Below are 17,477 nucleotides of genomic sequence, written 5' to 3'. Positions count from 1 at the left end.
CTATTCAATTATTTACTTGATTTAGCTTTTCTAGAGGTCGATTTAGACTTGGCTTTCTTTTTGCCACGTTGAACTGGCTCACCGTTGTTGTCGTATCCACTTGCACCACAGCTAAAGCAATCCCATTTATACTTACGTTCACCACGTAAATTAAATGCAGACTGAATCATGGTCTGGCCACACTCAAAACACTTGGCTTCGTTGCCAGTGCGAGATTTTGTAAGTTGGGTATCTGGTGATCCATCTGGCAATATGTCGAAATAACGTTTACATGATGCAGCTTCACAACTGTATCGCTCTTCGTAAACACCAGGTTCTTTGCGGTACTTGGTATGTACAAGAGGCTTTTTACAGATACATGGATACTCTGTTTTGGTCACTTGGAATCTTGGCTCGTAGTTAGGACTACCATCAGGGAACACCTCTAATGGACCCGACTTACATTTTTTGCCTTTCAGGTTTGGATTGGATTTTTCACAAGAAAAGAAGTGATACGGCTTACCTGAAGAAGTTGAAATACCTTTTAACTCACGCAACCAACCGCCACACCCTTCAAGCTGACATTTGTATGTATGGTTACGGCGATATTCGTCAAAATCAGGAACCAAGTTACCGCTTTCGTCATTTGTAGAACGGTATGTTTCTTTACAGGTGCCATCTACGAACGCACGTTGAGAGCACTCAAAAAATACAGATTTATCAGTTGTAACCTGAGTCAGTGATTTGCCACATAAACATAAATGAGCAGTTGGCTCACGTACAGTTGGCTTACCCGGTTCATCTTTACCATCAACATTTCTGTTTGGCGCTGAACTTTTGCATGAATTACATGACCAGTAGACCGATGTTGTTTTGTCGCGATTGGTACCGATTTTCGGCAACATGCGTCCGTCATCACAGTTATTACATTTGTAGACAGGGAATGAATCAAGCCAATGTTTTGAGAACTGTCCTAATTCACTTTCAATCCCTAAATGGAACTTTTGGAGTTCTTGTTTGTAATCGGCATCACCAGTAGCGATTAGATCCAGTGTTTCTTCAATTTCTTTGGTGTAAAGCGGATCTGCAAAACTAAACTTACCTCTAATGTTTTGAATCAACTTCAATCCATGCGGTGTAACTTCAATTTTCTTTTTAACAAGCTTGATATAGCCGTGCTTGATTAACCGTTCAAAGATTGATTGGTAAGTACTAGGACGACCAATTCCTTTTTTCTCAAGTAATTTGACCAATGATGGTACGGTGTAGCGTGAACGTGGTTTGGTTTTGGTCGCGATAACTTTACCAGCAATAACATTGTGGATTTGACCGACTTCAATATCTATAGGTAGCGTATGTTCAGGTTCTTTTTCTGAATCTTCTTCACCGTCCACGTATTCAAGTGCATTTTCATCAATACTGTAGGTCTTTAATAAGCCCAACCAGCCATCTTCTTTTAAGATACGGCTAGAAGCTTTGAATTCAGCATCTTTAGTAATGCTTTCACCATCTACATTGAGAGTGACATCTTTATAGACACCTATAACGGATTTAACTTCGTATTCAGCTGGAGCCATTTGCGATGCAACAGTACGCAACCAGATTAGACGATATAGATCCTTTTGAACTTGGTCCTCACCAGCTTCAAAGGTAAAGAAGTCACTAGGACGAATACATTCATGTGCTTCTTGAGCACCATCGCGAGATTTGGCTTTATTGCCGATAATCGCAATGCCCTCTCTCTCACCAAAAGCTTCTAGAGCTTGCATCCCCTCAGGCGAAATTACAGCAGCATCAGTACGATGGTAAGTGATATAACCACCTTCATATAACTTTTGCGCTGCTTCCATAGTTTGTTTTAGATCCAAACCAAGACGCGCTGCAGCTGCAGCTTGCAGATCAACAGTAATAAACGGCGCTGGAGCACTACGGAAAGATGGCTTAGTTTCAACACTGGTAATGGTTAAGTCTTTTTTATCAATTACGTTTTGTAGACGGGTAATTGAAGCTTTATCTAACCACTGGTTATTGTGCACATCCTTCATTTCAGGATTAAGCCACTTAGAAAAATCCCATTTCGCAGCCCAACCTTGTTTTAGAGTTACTTCAAGATTGTAATGTTCATGTGATTTGAAGTTTTTCAGTAGATCTTCTAAATCACCAAGCACAACGAGTACGGCAGATTGAACACGGCCAACAGGAAATTTGCCTTTTAAAATATTTGAAATTGGCTCATACAAGTAAAAACCAATCATACGGTCAAGGAAACGGCGTGTTTCTTGAGATGCCACCATACCTTGATCCAGCTCTTCACCATTTTGAAGTGCATTAGCGATCGTACTTTTATCAATAGCGTTATATTTGACGCGAATATACTGATCGTCAGATAAGTTCAGGATACGTTTTAAGTGATATGCAATGGCTTCACCTTCACGGTCCAAGTCAGTTGCGAGGAAAACCGTATCTGCATTTTTAGCAGCCTGTCTTAATTCTTGAACAACGCGTGTTTTATTTTGAGATATTTCGTATTTAGGAACAAAGGCTGGATATGAAAAACCGATCTCATGATTAGGTAAATCACATACATGGCCAACTGAAGCGCGTACAACGAATTCGTGCGGATACAGGTCATCCAAGATATGTTGAATTTTTTCGACCTTTCCGGGTGACTCTACTATGAACAAACTACTCATTAAAATTCATCCAATTTTTAACTTTCTTTAGTAATAATTACTGAAGTTAATCTAGTAATGGTTTAAGTATATACAATTTTAAAATGTTTAAATAGGTTTAAGGGTTGATAAACAAACACTTTTAAGGGCTTATTTCTTAATCTTTAGTTGGATGAACATTTCAAGTGGTTAAATTACTTCCTGTTTTCAATAATCTACGCGAAAAAAGACAACAATATTTATCTAAAATTATGGGAAAAAACGGCTTAATTGTTTGAAAATGCACTGTTTAACTGTCACAAATTAAAATTCCAAAAATATTATTTAACGAATTAATGTTGTACTATAAAGGTATCGTTTGTTTTAAGCTAAAACCATGATTAAAAAACTTATAGTTTTAAGCACCTCATTGTTAATCATCGGGTGTTCGTCTACGCCACAAGAGAAACGCTTAGATCAATACCTTGAAGATACGAAAACTGATGCAAAGGAACGTAGTATTGACTGGTATTACAAACATGATTACGAGCGTAGTAATGTTTTAAATATTTGTTATTCCATTTATATAGATTCTGCTAAGAAAGCTGGTTATTACAGCGATGATGTTAGTGATGGCCGAGAAAAGTATTTAGACGATAGCGTACAAAAAGAAATGTACGCCTCAAATGACGAATGCAATAAGGCATATAAGGCTCAGGATATTCTAGATAACTTTGTTGCAAGCAATAGCCTTCCACAAGAGTCTTATGAAGACAAGTTAGATCCACAACAAGAACCAAATTCAACACCAGAAGTATCACCTGAAGTACCAGAAGTGTCACCTGAAGCACCAGCAAATGAACCAGTCGCCACAAAACCACCAACACTGGAGGAATTAACCAATGCGAATCCGCAATAATGCGCTCATATGCCCAGGCCAATTTTTGATTCGATCTGCATTCTTTTTGCCCTAGCCATTTTACCTATAATAATTATTGGTATTGGCATACAGCTCAAAGAGAATTACGAGCGTAAGAAGCTCACTCAAAGCTATATGGATCAGCACTAAAGAAATGCAATAGGCAATAAAAAAGCAGCGAAATCGCTGCTTTTTTTATTTCTAATGAAGTTTACGAATAGGTTGAGTATAGGGGGAATCTTCTACTCGATGCACATGCATTGAATTGGTAATGTTCATTAAAGGTGAATTACTAGCCACTGAATGAGTCGTTGATGCTTTATGTGTGCGGTAGTTATTCAAAAACTGATCTACTACTGGCACATTGTTAGGCAATATTCCGATTTCGCGGTTAGTAATTTTAATCGTTTCTATTTGGTCTACATGGCTCATAACTAAGTCCACTACAATGATTAAAACTATGAGCATAATTATAGCTTAAAATTGAAGAAATTCCATTTTGGGATTTAATATTTGGTTTTTTTATGCACAGGTTTTTGTGGATAGTAGTGGGTATAAATGGCTAAGTTGCTGATTATTTAAGCTTTTAACATTGATTAAAAATTAATCAAAATAACGAAAAATAGAGTAAAATATGGAGAAATATAGCAGAAGCTATAGAAGAAAAAACAGGAAATGTCAAAAAAAGGGCAAAAAAAAACTATTAGAACAATCTCAGTCTAATAGTTTATTAAATAGGGTAATATCCCTTGATTCGTAATATAACCGATCTCTAATAAGTTTTAAAGCTTTTTTAATCATATTCACGGAAATTCCACAAACTATTATCTCATGCTGAACAAAAGTAATGATTAAGCCCTATACTCAGCTCTACCCTGATATATTGCAGATTAGTTAAACTGTTGTTTAGAAATCGCAAACAATATGATGTTATATTTGAGCAAGGTTAGAATTATGTATGAAATGTGAATGCTTTAAAAACTGATATATATTATCAACTTTTTAGAGTTTTACGCCTTATAGAATACATACAACTTGTTAGAATGCCTTATACTAATTAGCCACCCTCACACACCTTTTATGGAAGACCAGTATAGTGAAAGATTCAATCTTTGCTGATGTTATATCAAAGTTGAATGCGGAAGTTTTTACGCAAAAAGCTGGTCGCTTATACCCTCCTGTCAGTCAATTATTGGCACTGGAGAAAAAGTTAGCATTATGTACAGCATCATTGGTTAAAAGCGAAGACATTCCAGACTATAAACAGCTAGAACGCCTGTTTTGGGATAACGTAAATCATACCTATGGCACTGGTTATTTTGCGGAGATTCCTAAGTGGGGTTCCAACATCTTTATCCCATTACAGGTATGGGAAAGTGTGTTACAGCCTTATGCATTGTTCTATAAAAATATGAACCCTGAGTTTAACTTTTATGACTTTGCATTTACGACTGCAGCGTTGAGCGCTTGGCGGTACAGCCAACCCGTGCTAAAGCTTGAAAATGATGTATATCGCACCCTATTGAATGATGAAAACGGTCGCTATGTCGATGGTCATTTGCTGAATTACTACTTTCAGTGGACCAACTTTATTCATACACCAGGTCTAGGACACAACGACAAACCTTTATATGGTTTTTTCGCGCATCAAAACGAAGTTTTGTTTAACGGAAACAACGTTAAAGTACTGATCATCGTGTTTTGCTATGAAGATACTGAAGCCAACATATCTGATGAAGATCCTTTAAGCTTAACCTCTAATTGGGGAGACTATGTGGTTTTAGAGTATCGCACGGATACTATTAAAACCATTAAAGATAGTTTGATTGGTACCAACCTTAAAGGTAGTCCTGAGCTATTAATCTTACTTGGTAAAATGCTTAGCTTATTTAATTTTTCTATTCATCCTAAAACTGACATCTACAATCACCGTGGCTACCTGATGCAACCCACGTATAACGATACGATTGATTCATTTCTCAATAGTTATAGAAAGCACAAAGGTATGCCAGTACGCCGTGGCGTAGGTAAATCACCCTCTAGCAATCAACGCCGTGAAGTCCTCTATCATGTCCACGCACCAAGTTGTCCACGCCTGTTTGATACTGGTCTGAACACTGGTTTTGTGTCGCGCATGCACAAGAGTAGCCATATCGCTAATGACCATTTTAATACACTACATTGGCTTAAAACTGATACTGGCTTAAAACTAATTTCAGGTAGTTTATATACTCAAGAAACCGAAACTAAACTTATTAAATCAATTCAAAATTACTTTTATGGTAATAATACTTAAAGGTTTTCATTCTTTTTTCCTTAAACCTGTTATATACTTTTAATACCCATTTCAATCAATGAAGTATTATGCGTTTCGAGTTCGATCCATCATTTATATCTCATGTTGCAGTACGATTAGATGGCACTTCCTTAAAATCATTTTTAGACAACCTTGGAAACGTATCTTTTCAAGAAGCTGAAAGTTATTTAAGCAATCTAATTAAAGGGAATTATGAGCAAGACGATTTTACAGTTGGATTGAAAGTTAAACCTAAAAACCACAATCAAACAGAATTATTAGGGCATCTTTATAAAAATAGTGCCTTTCAATCGGTTTCAACTGAAGTATCGGATCTCGACACCCAAAACATGCACAATGACATCGCTCAATTCGTTCAAAGCTATGCCAATGTTGCAGATCTTCAGTACAACAGTAATTTCTTGGACAAGCAGACGTTTAAGCATGAAAAAACGTTAGATAGCTATATCTTCACAGAATTAATGCTGCAGTTCACCAACAATAATACCGTGAAGTTTCGTGTGGACGGCGAATATGTCACAGTGATTAATGCTGAGCTAACCTCTAAATACATCTATTTTAACGACAACAAGAATAAGCGGATCTGTAAGTTTTTAAGTAAAAATATGCATCCAGCTTATTTAGAGTCATTCTTAGAGCAGATGCATATTATTAAAATTGATTCTGAGCAGTACTTTTATAATGCAGTCGTGAATAACACAATAAGTTATGATGCTGACGTTAACGCCTTTATGGACCAATCCCAGAATTTTTTAAATACCCTTGTGAAAGGTTATAAAAAACTGATCTTAAACAACGTGCGATTTAATCTTTACGAATTCTTAGAAGACGACCTTGAAAGTGTCATCCTAAACCGTATCACTAAGGCATGGCATTACGCTCATGAAATCACGTTGCAAACCAACAACCCATCAAAATATGTAGTCGCTCAACCTCTGGTTATAAAATATTTATAAGTGAGTTTCTTTATTTATGAACCCCCTCATGATCAAGTATGGTATCGATATTGGTACGCTATCTAAAATATTTAGATCGCATCTTGAAAATGAGGGCATTGTATTTGATCGTGAGAGTGACTTTCAGCTTGAACGAAGCTCTAAACGTATTTACCTCAGAACCAATCACCACAATGACGCCACAAAAAATAAGAAAAAAACGGCCTGGTATCTTGTAGATCTAGATAACGCACGTATGTCTTATGGTTGGTTTCATGCTGGCGGTGCAAACTTCACTTACAGCTTGTATGAATACATTCAAGAAATGGATCTGCAACCTGGTGATACCGTATATACCAAGGAACAGCAAGAAGAAGATCTTAAACGCTTCTTAAGCTCATGCAAAAGTGCTGAGAAGAACAAAAAAGACCAAGAGATATTGGCTCAAATCTATATGGGTTTTGAATGGGCCAGAAGCCTACCCTTACCAAACCGTCCACACAACTACAATGTGAAAAAGCAGATTAGCTTCAGTCATGCTAGATTGTACAATCCAAGCAACTTCACTAAAAATGAGCTGATTGATTATGTCAGCCAGTACTACCCTCAACACAAGAACAGCACCATTATTCTGAACCGTATTATTGATCTGCAACCAGATCTAGATCAACAGTCGCTACGTCAGAACAAGCTTTTAGTTGAGGGGCAAAACCTCAAAAATCAAATCATTTTCCTTCAGACCATCGCTGAACATAAAAACAAGCGTGGTGAAGATAAGTTTACATTACGTGGTGTACTTGCAAACGGCGCTTTCAAAATCTTATTTAAAGATCCATTGGATGCATGGAACCAAGATCGGATAATCTTTTGTGAGGGCTACGCCACTGGTGAAGCAATTGCAGAATCAATTCAATACTCTATTCCAGTCATTGTCGTGTACGTGGCTGGCAACATCATGAATGTAGTACGTGATTTCCGTGCCGAATTCCCGTTTTCACGCTTCTATATCTTCAATGATAATGACCATAAAACAGCATTAGAAAGCAAAATAAAGCGCAATCCCGGTATCTATTACGCAACAGAAGCATGCCGAGCTGTAAACGCAGCCATGATTGGACCTGAATTTACTGAAGAACAGCTAGATCTAAGTGACTGGAACGATTTTAAATGTTTATACGGCGTTGATTACACGCGTGATGTTATACGTCATAAAATGCAAAATGCCGTGTGGACGACTGCAATTCAAAGCACGGTTAACCCGAACTACTCTATCAGTGCCCTATTCTTTGGCATCAAACAACAGTTGGATGATATAGGCCTCTATCCTGATAGCATGACCAAAAAGAATTGGTTTAGCTTGGTTTTACGCGCATATGCCTTACTGACTCAACAGGGATTTAGTCAGATCCACCCGATTGAGCTGGTCAAAGAACAATTTATTGAGATTCTTGGCCAGATTAGCAAGCAACCCCGTAAAGTCACTGGAGCTGAAGAACCAGAACTCCTTCAGGCCTACACAAAACTTGTAGAAATGATCGCACGTAATGATTCAACAACAGCACTGAATCAACAGATTATCACAGTGATTAACTTATACAAAAATGCAGATTATCCAATTGAAACATTAAAGGTTTGGCTCAAAGATATTTTGAGTAAATCGAACGATCCTGAATGGTCCGAAAACTTCATTAATAATATTTTTATTTCGATAATTTGAATGTCAAACATAGCCCCCCAAAGGTAGCAAACTTTTGGGGTTTATTTTTCTCTAAACTTTCATTGAACTAGGTTTATCGACCTATTTAAAACTAATTTGTCCTGAGCCAGTTCGGTTTTGTGTCTTATGGATTGGGTTTCCATAAACTTTAACGTTGCCTGAGCCTGAAAGCTGTACTTGAGCTGAATTGATAGCTGTACAAAAGATATTGCCTGAACCAGATAGCGCCACTTCTAAATTGGTGCTTTTCAGTGGTAACGCATCAAAATTGCCTGATCCTTTCAAAGATAAGACACAGTGTTCAATGGTACCGTCTAAATCCATATTTCCAGATCCACTAATACTTGCGGTAAATTTATCTTCATTTAGATTTAAGATCTGGATATTGCCTGAACTTTTTAAATCAATAGCTTTTAAAGTTGGGTAAGTGATCGATACTTCTAACGGTGAACGAGTACTAAAACTCACATTGTCCTGAATAGCTAAAACCAATACACCACCCTGAAAAGTAGCACTAATAAGATCCACAATATTATCGTCTGCAGTAATTTCCATTTTAGAATCACTTGAAGCAAAAAACTTCAGACTCATTGGACCATTCATACAGATTTCGTTAAATGGGCTTACAGGTACTTGCTTAGTCACTCGTTTTCCACTTCCAACGATTTGTTTGTTTGAAGCTGAACTGTATACATTGGCGTTGCCATTGATTACAACAGAACCCGAAAAAAACTGTTTTGACATATAAACCTCAAATTAATAAAAGTAATTTAACCCTAAATAAGTGGTCATTCATAACCTATTTATGTCTGTAAATTATAACATTGAGGGCTTAGACCTTTTTATTAAAATAATAAATTAAAACTTTTAATTTTTCTTTAAACCTTTATTAGACATAGCTTATATTAAAGATTAAACAGAAATGTTTTTAGAATCGGTATATACTAAAAGTATAAATTTTCTTAAGCATATGATTAATAGTCCTATGCAACCTGGGTAGCACATTGCACCTGAATATATATTAGAAATTGGAATTGTTATGGCTGAGAAAGTACCGAACGCCCGACATAATTGTGATTTAAATACGATGTTTCAGTTTTTCCAAGAAGAACTGGAGCGAAACTACGGATTCGTATTCAAGTCATCTGGTAAATATCAATTCGTGACCGTATTTGATGAAAAAGTGCCTTGCCTCACCGAATCAGATAACCCTAGTAAATCAAGTAGCAATAATGTCAAACCACGAGGGATGTATTGGATCTATCCAAACATGAACCGTGATACTGGTGAATACTGGCCAGTGCTCAAAGGACACCGCTTTGGTGTAACTGACATTGAAATCTCAATTGCTTTTGCTGACCACTATAAGAACGTAATCAAGCCTCAACGAGATTCAAACCCTAACTACAAACCACCAAGTAAAGAAGATGTTGATCGCCGTGTACGTGAGTTTGAAGAAGCTCAAAAGAAGCATCTACTTCAACAAGAAAAAGAGCTCTTAGCTGCACAAATCGCTATCCGTATTGAGTGGCAACGTGCTGGTAAAGTTATTGACGATTCATTTTTTAATAATAAAACTGGAAGCATTCAGACCTTTAAACGCGACATTCGACAAATGCCGTATATGGTTGAAAAGAACCTAGAGCCATACGGCGCTAAAATCATGCGTAAAGATAACTTTACCCGTGATGAAGCCATTGAAGCAGTAAAGCGTGAACTTCCTGAATCAGCTACCAATCAACAGCTTCTCGTTGAAACAGTAGAGAATGTATTAGCGTATCAAAAGCATTTCATCAACTTTGAACCTGAGATTGAGGGCGAAAAGAAAAAAGGCTTTGATTTACGTAAAAGCAGAGCTGTCATTCTTGCACCGTTAATTGACACTAATAACAAAGTCGTCAATTTACAGCGTATCACCCACCATCGCCAAAAAAAGCGCAACAAGGAAACCAACAAGCTTGAAGAAGTACTGCATAAGGGCAAGTACTTTTTTGATAAAGCCAAAACGAAAGATGCATTCTTGCCTGTTAGCAAAAATCCTGATGTTGGCTATGAAGTCTTTAACCCGAATGCAAAGAACTATTTGATCAAGGAGGGTTGGGCAACAGCGATCAGCGCACGTAAGGCGTTGGATGCCGGATTAGAGCTTGGTTTATTGGGTGAGGGTTTTACTGCAGAAAACACACAAGTTTTAGCGTCATACAGTAAATCCAATATCTCAAGTGTTGCTGAGCTTATCCGCAGCATCAATCCTAAAGCCAATATATTTGTTGGTTATGATAACGATGCTGGCCAAACGCTTGAGTCTGGTTTGAATCCTGGCTTACAAGAAGCTTGTCACAACTTTTCATTAAGTGGTGTGTTAGGTGATGTGAGCAAACATGAAAAAACACGTATCACCCTACCCCCAGTTTTCCAAAATAAATTATCTGTTTCTGATTGGGATGATGCTCGTCAATATTTAGGTGTTGAACGTTTAGCTACAGAGTTGGCAAAAGAACTAAATAACGCCGTCAAACGTATAGACAACAAGATCCCTGAAGTTGCGTATGCAATTAACCGCTACAACCGTCAACGCGAAGCTTATGCAGCCAAGTTCCCTAATAAAGAATACCAACCGAATTACGGCATTGTGATTGCACAATCAGATGAAAAATATCTGGAATTGCAGAACATACGAGCTAAAAACCAAGCAAATATTGAAAATTACAACGCAAATATTGAAAAGCGTAAACAAGATCTATCAAAAGCTAACTATGATGGACCAGCTGGTACAGGTAGCACGAAATCCTATGCAAAACCAAAGTACCAACCGCCGTCATTTGATAAAGCATTTGATGATAAATCAACTCCAACCGCTACGGCACCCGTATCTTCGCCCGTCATGACTCTTGAGGGCATTAAGTCTTATATGGAGATCCTTTCTGAAATTGATGTCACCAAAGTTCAAAATGATGTTTTGAAAGTTGTCGCTACTGCAGATGGCCATCAAAAGATTAAAGCCGGTGATATTGAATTCGAGAAAATGGGTGCCAAAGAACCAACCAGTAGCACAAACCCAAGTATGGATAGCATGCAAAATACCAAAGTACATATTGATGTATCCAAGGACATCAACAAAGATACAGTTAAATTGCAGAGTGTGGATCGTTCGACCATTCCCGAACAAAATCTTCAGCAAGGTATCGATCATCAAAGCTACGCTAAGTCAGCTATCTTTACCGCTTTTTGGCTTCATTCAGCAGAAATGTATAAAGCTAGAAAGTTAATTCATGAAGCTGGTATTAGTACTGCCGATGTTGAGGGTTCAATTGCTGTCGCTGAAGATAAGCTCAATAAAGCTCAGGAAGAAGTTTCTAAGAAGCGGTCGTATCCTGAACTTTTTGTGATTAGTGCGTCTGATAGCGAATACCGTGCGTCAATCATGAAAGTTTTATCTGATTTAGAGGCTGCACATCCAGAGTGGCAGAATCTCAAAACATTTAGAGAAAATCTTACTGATAGGACCATTGCATTTGATCAATTGAATCTGGATACATTGAAGATCAAAAACAAAGTAGTGCATTTGATTGTCAGTAATGTGACCAATGATCAAAACTATCTAAAGGTTCAAGAAAGCCTCACCACCCTTTTAGATACATCGAACAGCTTGTCTTTGGACCGTCAACAAAAGTTCAATCTTGTGAACAGTCTAAGTAAAACATTAAACAACATGGCCAAACTGTTAGATGAACCACCAGTCTTCCAAAGACTGAACGATTTCTTTACTCGTTTTGAAAAGCGTGTAGATGATCTCGTTCTAGGTGATGGTCTAAAGCTGTATGGTATAGAACCGCAGAATTTAAACAAAACTAACGAACGTGGACAGTCGTTCGATATGTAAAAGCAGATATGAAAAAGCCCCGAATATCGGGGCTTCTTTTTGAGTCAATGTTTTCAAGATTAGTGTGGCAATGTTGCCCTAAAATCCAATGCAAAATCAGTTTCACCACGAGGATCGCTATTAAAGAACTTGAAGCCTAAACACTTAATCTCTTTATAGCCCATACTCTCCACCTCTTTTAAGAAGCTCTTATAACCTTCGTCATCCTCTTCATCTGGATCAAAAATTACAGAACTCTCGTCACTCAAGCTGATCAGTACTTCTTCCTTCCACTCGTCATTCACCAACAAATGACCGCCTTTAGGCTCAATCAAACATTGATAGTACATCTCTTGGTTCACCGTATCATTCACGATCAACATATAGTCTGGACTGAATCTACGGCCATCAATAGGACTAAATAACCAGTAGTCTAGCTCATTACGTATTAAGTAAATTTCAGCATCTTTATATTGACGTTTAAGGGCATCAATTTGAGTCGAAATGAATTTTACGAATAGCTTCTCTTCACTCGTACCGTAGTTTTCACTATAAGCATACCAATCGGCACCCTCAACATTAAACTTCAGTTGTTCATTTGGGTGCAACGATTGTGCGATCGCACGTTCGTCTGGAGCATTGACAGTGATTTCACCCGTATCAGGATTTTCAACAGGGAAAGCAACCAAGTAAATGTTTTTCTCTTGCTGAAAAACAGTAGACAGCGATTTAGGTTTAAAGGTTTTACTACCCGTGATACGTGGCATATGACGATCAATAGCCTTACGTACCTCAGGTAAAATTATGCCCAAAAGTAGCTGATATTTTTCATCAATGGTCAGATCGTGAATATCCTTATCTTCAGTATATGAATAGCGGATCTGATAAAGCGGTAGGTAGTTATCGATTAATTCATCCATACTATCTAACCCAACGATATGCTCTCTTAGATAGTTAAATCTAAAAAAGTTCCCTTCAGTCGCAACGAGCGCCTTTTTCAAGACCGGTCGGCTAAAGTATTCTTCAGTCAGATCGATGGTTTTATGGTTAACTTCAGCTTGGATCTGATTCTGTTGCTTGTCGGTCAAGCTACCAGCATGCAATTGGTATGCACTGGCTTTGATTTCACGCTTAAAAGTCGTATCAATCTCAGAATCAGTCGTTTTATTTCTAAATTCTTGCTGATTGACTAAGACAAAACCTTTCTTATATGTCTCACTGTTCATAAAGTCAGATTTAAGCGTGATTGTGTGCTTTTCAGTGGATTTATTAATAATCCCTTCACCTAGAAGCTCTAACTTTAAGTTGTCGTAAAACGTGCCAGTCTTAACAAAGTGGTACATGAACGTTTCAAGTACACGCCCGTATTCATCAATCGCATTGTCAAACTTACGTTTGTACTGGTCAAACTCATAGCCATGTTCTTTATCAAACAAGTCAAGGTTATCATTATTCAAACGATATGATTTATGCAGTTTATATGGGCATAAACGAGCACCACGGCCAATCAACTGAATATCTTGCAGCGATACTTTTTTCGCTGCAGAAATATCAAAGTGAATGATGTCATAGAGACTTAAAACATCCCAACCTTCTGTGAGTGCATCAACTGAAAATATCACCCGATTATAGTTTTTAGGATCATCTAAAATCGGCAACAAAGTTGAATTGGTTTTATCCGTTGAGTTGTAAACAAACGTGTTATCTGAAGAAAAACGAATTTTAATTTCAGAAATAAATGATTTTAAACCATCTCTATCGCTGATCGTGGATAGACCAGACTTCGGAGAGGCAATCCAAGCAAACATTTGACGCAAGAAACGAAAGCTATCTTCAGCGTCTTGCAAATTAGTCTGATTGGTTTCACTTAGCTTTTTCAGATAATCTAAATCTTGTGGCTTAAGTGAATTAATCACCTTATGGAAAAATTCACGGTCTAGCTTGCTTTGTTTAATGTTGGTTGATTTCACCAATATAATTGGGTTGATCGTGACTTGCATATCACGCTCAGCGAATAAACGTCTGTATTCACTCAATACAACGGCATTAATCACCAATAAGCGTTTTTGATCGGCGATCTGAGTTTCAGTGTTGTAAAGGAAGCAAACCGCTTTACTGTAACCTTCCTTATTGAATCTCAAGAAATCGTATTTATAGACTAATTTGTCCTGATACTTCCTATGGATGGCACTATTGCCCAAGTCAACAGTAGCAGTAAACTCCAGCAAAAGATTATCTGGCCGTGCCTTGATTGCAGTATTGACCGAAGTTTCCCAATTGGTAATCGCTTCATCATCTTCTTTTATCTTCTTACGTGTATTCACGTTAAGTCGATGCGCTTCATCTGCAATCAGAACAATTTTATTATTCAAGAAATCTTCTGCAGACAAACCATTTTCTACCTCATTCACAAGTTTGTTGTAGAGGAACGCCGTACTTAAAAACATAAAGTTAATAGCGTTGCCTTGTGAATCTGGAAAGAGTTTGATTTCTTTAACAGGAATAGAACGTCCATTGATTTTCACGCCGTTCTTATTGAAAAGATACTTTTCAAATTGCGGATCAATAAAGTTCATATAGGCCTGTTCAATAATCTGCAATTGATGGACCATAAATATGAAATTACGGTAGCCTTTCTCATATAAAAAGAGAATAACAGCAGCCATGGTGAGCGTTTTACCGGCACCAGTTGACATATTGAAAAGTAAGTGTTTGGCTTTAGTCGGATCTTGATCATAGATCCAGATAAAATGCTTTACAGCCTCTTCTTGATACCCCCTTAAAGTACGCGACAAGTTATCAGTGATATAGCGAGGGATAGTAAAGTTTTTAGCCCACTCAATGTATTCACTGTCGTTTTCAATACGATAATATAGGAAGTCTTTTAAGGTATCTTTTACCAATGTTGGGCTTAATCTAGACATTAGGTGCACCATAAAACTTATCAGTGAGCGCAATCTCTTCCTGAGTGACTTTGAATTTTGAATCCAACATATCTGCATGGTTTAGATATAGCTGGTTTTCATCCAAAACTTGCAATAAAAGCACTTTACGATCGTCTAGTGATAAAGCCCTAAATGATTCCTCACGCTCAAAGTCTTTTTTATCAAACCAAAACTTTAAAAAGGCATTCTGAGCCATTTCATTATAAATACTGTCCAGCTCACCTTTACTTGTTGCAGCCAAGATTCCATCTTGATAGGCCTGGTTATAGCGCTTCAGTTCAAAATAAACAAATGAACCGCCACCATTCCAATTTACAAGTTTAGAGATACCGCCGTCCTCACCGTTTATTACGCGTTTTAAGCGTGTTTTGGTGATTTCATCAATATAGTCCATCTGCTCAATCGCAATCCATTTGCGACCCAATTTATGCGCCACAGCAGCCGTAGTACCCGAACCTGAGAAAAAGTCGAGCACAAGATCTCCTTCATCCGTGGCGATCTCAATAATACGCTGTAAAAGTAGTTCTGGTTTTTTCCCATTCGGGAACAATACACCACCCTCTTTTGTTAAATTGTTCAGCGGAAAGCCATCCCAAAAGGTGCCAGCTTTTTCAAGCTTGAAGATATATTTCCCTCTTTTGACCGCAATATCACTCAACCAAGCAATTTGATCGCACTTGGCACCCTTGTAATAGACAGTCGTTACCTTATTTTTGTTTTTTCCAGATCTAGGCACATATTCAATGCTTAATAGCTCATGATCCCCGGTTACACCTTCCATCACGCGTGTTCTAATTGAGCTTTGAGCATTCGTGTCGCGCATAATCTTATCAAAGTACTTCAGATAGCATTCAGCTTCAGTCAGGTTTTCTTCTTCCATCACCTTTTTGATCGGCTCTAGAACCACACCTTTATGCGTATAAACCTCAATCGGCTCACCTGAACCATCTGTTAATGTCTTAATGTGCTCTTTGGTACCAACGCTTTTTAAGATACGCGTATACTTCCAGCTCTTTTTAAGCTGCTTCATGGTTTCTAGATATTCAAACAATTCTACTTCGTCATAGAAATCGTTGAACTTTTTAAAACCATTCTCACTATTCATATTTTTGGTGTAAATCAAAATATATTCGATATTTTTCTTCAGGCGCTTGTCTTCGCCACCACCAGAAGCACCAGACGTTTGTTTCATTTTTACTGAAACTTGGTTTAAGTAGTTTTCACGACCAAAGACTTCATCTGCTAAAACTTTTAGATATGCTTGTTCATTGTCATCACATTGAATGAAAACCAGGCCATCTTCTTTGAGCAAATCCTTTACGACTTCCAAGCGATTTTTAATAAATAATAACCAAGAAGAATGTGTAAATGTGTCGTTATATTTGAATCCATCGTTCTCAGTATTGTATGGATATATATACCTATATTTAATAAAAATTAAATAATTTATTGTTTTATAAATAAATATAAATATTAAAATTACATAAACAGAATATTACGTTAAATTAATAAAAGATCTATGGCTATTTTGACCGTAAATTTACACTGATAGTTTTCTAAAAACAGTAATAAATACAAATAGAATTTTCTCTCGAGATACTAGCAAGTGATTCGAGGTGAGAACATCTAAACATCTGACTAAAGTTCAGTGATTGACCTAAGCTATTCAATCATTTTAGTGTACTAACACTGCTTTGTTAAAAATGATGATTAGGTCGTATAAAGTTGTTTTTTTAAGCGGGCTATGCGGTTTCTAAACCCTTCTATACTACGTTCTAAACGTGCATAGCTTGCTGTATTTTTATCTTTGCGACATGTTTGGATATAGCTAAATTCTTTGAGTTCTGCCTCAAGTTCTTGAATTTTTAGTACCGTGGCAAGTTTTTTATCCCATTGAGCTAATAAATTGGCTTCTCTGTATTTGAAATAGTCTTCATCGATCATTGCCGTCCTTCTTTTAATTCGCTCATAAAATAGGCATATCAACCCAACCCTACGATAACATAAGCAATTAATTAATATTTCATTATATATGCCGGCAATAAACCATGACTAGCAATTAACTTCAAATAATTACATAACACGCCCTGTATGAGTTTGTAAAAAATTCACCATTAGCAAGTGAAATTCGTGGGTACAAGTTCGTTTTGAT

10 protein-coding genes are annotated in these 17,477 nt (G+C 37.3%); 5 read left to right on the top strand and 5 right to left on the bottom strand.

Features of this window, described 5'->3' with window-relative positions; translation table 11 throughout:
* Window positions 1–8: 8 nt before the first annotated feature.
* Window positions 9–2,672, bottom strand: a complete 2,664-nt coding sequence (locus tag CDG62_RS02385) for a type IA DNA topoisomerase (protein WP_087528770.1) — start codon at window positions 2,670–2,672, stop codon at window positions 9–11.
* Between the two features lie 355 nt (window positions 2,673–3,027).
* Here CDG62_RS02385 and CDG62_RS02380 point away from each other — a divergent pair, with 355 nt between their 5' ends.
* The 4 genes from CDG62_RS02380 to CDG62_RS02360 all read left to right on the top strand — a co-directional run bounded on the left by CDG62_RS02380 (window position 3,028) and on the right by CDG62_RS02360 (window position 8,518).
* Window positions 3,028–3,549, top strand: a complete 522-nt coding sequence (locus CDG62_RS02380; RefSeq protein ID WP_005028478.1) for a hypothetical protein — start codon at window positions 3,028–3,030, stop codon at window positions 3,547–3,549.
* Between the two features lie 1,096 nt (window positions 3,550–4,645).
* Complete coding sequence (locus CDG62_RS02370) at window positions 4,646–5,845, top strand: hypothetical protein (protein ID WP_005028487.1); 1,200 nt, start codon at window positions 4,646–4,648, stop codon at window positions 5,843–5,845.
* A 68-nt stretch (window positions 5,846–5,913) separates the two neighbouring features.
* Window positions 5,914–6,822, top strand: coding sequence for a hypothetical protein (locus CDG62_RS02365; protein WP_087528769.1), 909 nt, complete (start codon window positions 5,914–5,916; stop codon window positions 6,820–6,822).
* Window positions 6,823–6,850: 28 nt separating this feature from the next.
* Window positions 6,851–8,518: a virulence-associated e family protein gene (locus CDG62_RS02360; protein WP_227504919.1), complete on the top strand. Its 1,668-nt coding sequence runs from the start codon at window positions 6,851–6,853 to the stop codon at window positions 8,516–8,518.
* An 81-nt stretch (window positions 8,519–8,599) separates the two neighbouring features.
* On the opposite strand, the gene CDG62_RS02355 is transcribed toward CDG62_RS02360, so the two are convergent.
* Window positions 8,600–9,262: a head GIN domain-containing protein gene (locus CDG62_RS02355; protein WP_087528768.1), complete on the bottom strand. Its 663-nt coding sequence runs from the start codon at window positions 9,260–9,262 to the stop codon at window positions 8,600–8,602.
* Window positions 9,263–9,557: 295 nt separating this feature from the next.
* On the opposite strand from CDG62_RS02355, the gene CDG62_RS02350 reads away from it, so the two are divergent.
* A complete protein-coding gene (locus tag CDG62_RS02350) occupies window positions 9,558–12,401 on the top strand; it encodes a hypothetical protein (RefSeq protein ID WP_087528767.1) in 2,844 nt (947 codons plus the stop codon).
* A gap of 59 nt (window positions 12,402–12,460) precedes the next feature.
* On the opposite strand, the gene CDG62_RS02345 is transcribed toward CDG62_RS02350, so the two are convergent.
* The 3 genes from CDG62_RS02345 to CDG62_RS02335 form a co-directional block, all read right to left on the bottom strand.
* Complete coding sequence (locus tag CDG62_RS02345) at window positions 12,461–15,304, bottom strand: DEAD/DEAH box helicase family protein (protein ID WP_058952593.1); 2,844 nt, start codon at window positions 15,302–15,304, stop codon at window positions 12,461–12,463.
* Window positions 15,297–16,742, bottom strand: coding sequence for a site-specific DNA-methyltransferase (locus tag CDG62_RS02340; RefSeq protein ID WP_087528766.1), 1,446 nt, complete (start codon window positions 16,740–16,742; stop codon window positions 15,297–15,299). The genes CDG62_RS02345 and CDG62_RS02340 overlap by 8 nt, the downstream gene beginning before the upstream one ends.
* Window positions 16,743–17,035: 293 nt before the next feature.
* Window positions 17,036–17,269, bottom strand: a complete 234-nt coding sequence (locus CDG62_RS02335; RefSeq protein ID WP_057081907.1) for a hypothetical protein — start codon at window positions 17,267–17,269, stop codon at window positions 17,036–17,038.
* Window positions 17,270–17,477 lie beyond the last annotated feature (208 nt).

It is taken from the genome of Acinetobacter sp. WCHA55, assembly GCF_002165305.2.
GTDB lineage: Bacteria > Pseudomonadota > Gammaproteobacteria > Pseudomonadales > Moraxellaceae > Acinetobacter.
Note: the sequence above shows the minus strand (reverse complement) of the source record. Positions and strands in the feature narration are given on the sequence as shown.

Coding starts and splice junctions, on each gene's coding strand:
- CDG62_RS02335 (WP_057081907.1), bottom strand. CDS start 17,269: ATGATCGATGAAGACTATTTCAAATACAGAGAAGCCAATTTATTAGCT.
- CDG62_RS02365 (WP_087528769.1), top strand. CDS start 5,914: ATGCGTTTCGAGTTCGATCCATCATTTATATCTCATGTTGCAGTACGA.
- CDG62_RS02385 (WP_087528770.1), bottom strand. CDS start 2,672: ATGAGTAGTTTGTTCATAGTAGAGTCACCCGGAAAGGTCGAAAAAATT.
- CDG62_RS02345 (WP_058952593.1), bottom strand. CDS start 15,304: ATGTCTAGATTAAGCCCAACATTGGTAAAAGATACCTTAAAAGACTTC.
- CDG62_RS02350 (WP_087528767.1), top strand. CDS start 9,558: ATGGCTGAGAAAGTACCGAACGCCCGACATAATTGTGATTTAAATACG.
- CDG62_RS02380 (WP_005028478.1), top strand. CDS start 3,028: ATGATTAAAAAACTTATAGTTTTAAGCACCTCATTGTTAATCATCGGG.
- CDG62_RS02355 (WP_087528768.1), bottom strand. CDS start 9,262: ATGTCAAAACAGTTTTTTTCGGGTTCTGTTGTAATCAATGGCAACGCC.
- CDG62_RS02360 (WP_227504919.1), top strand. CDS start 6,851: ATGATCAAGTATGGTATCGATATTGGTACGCTATCTAAAATATTTAGA.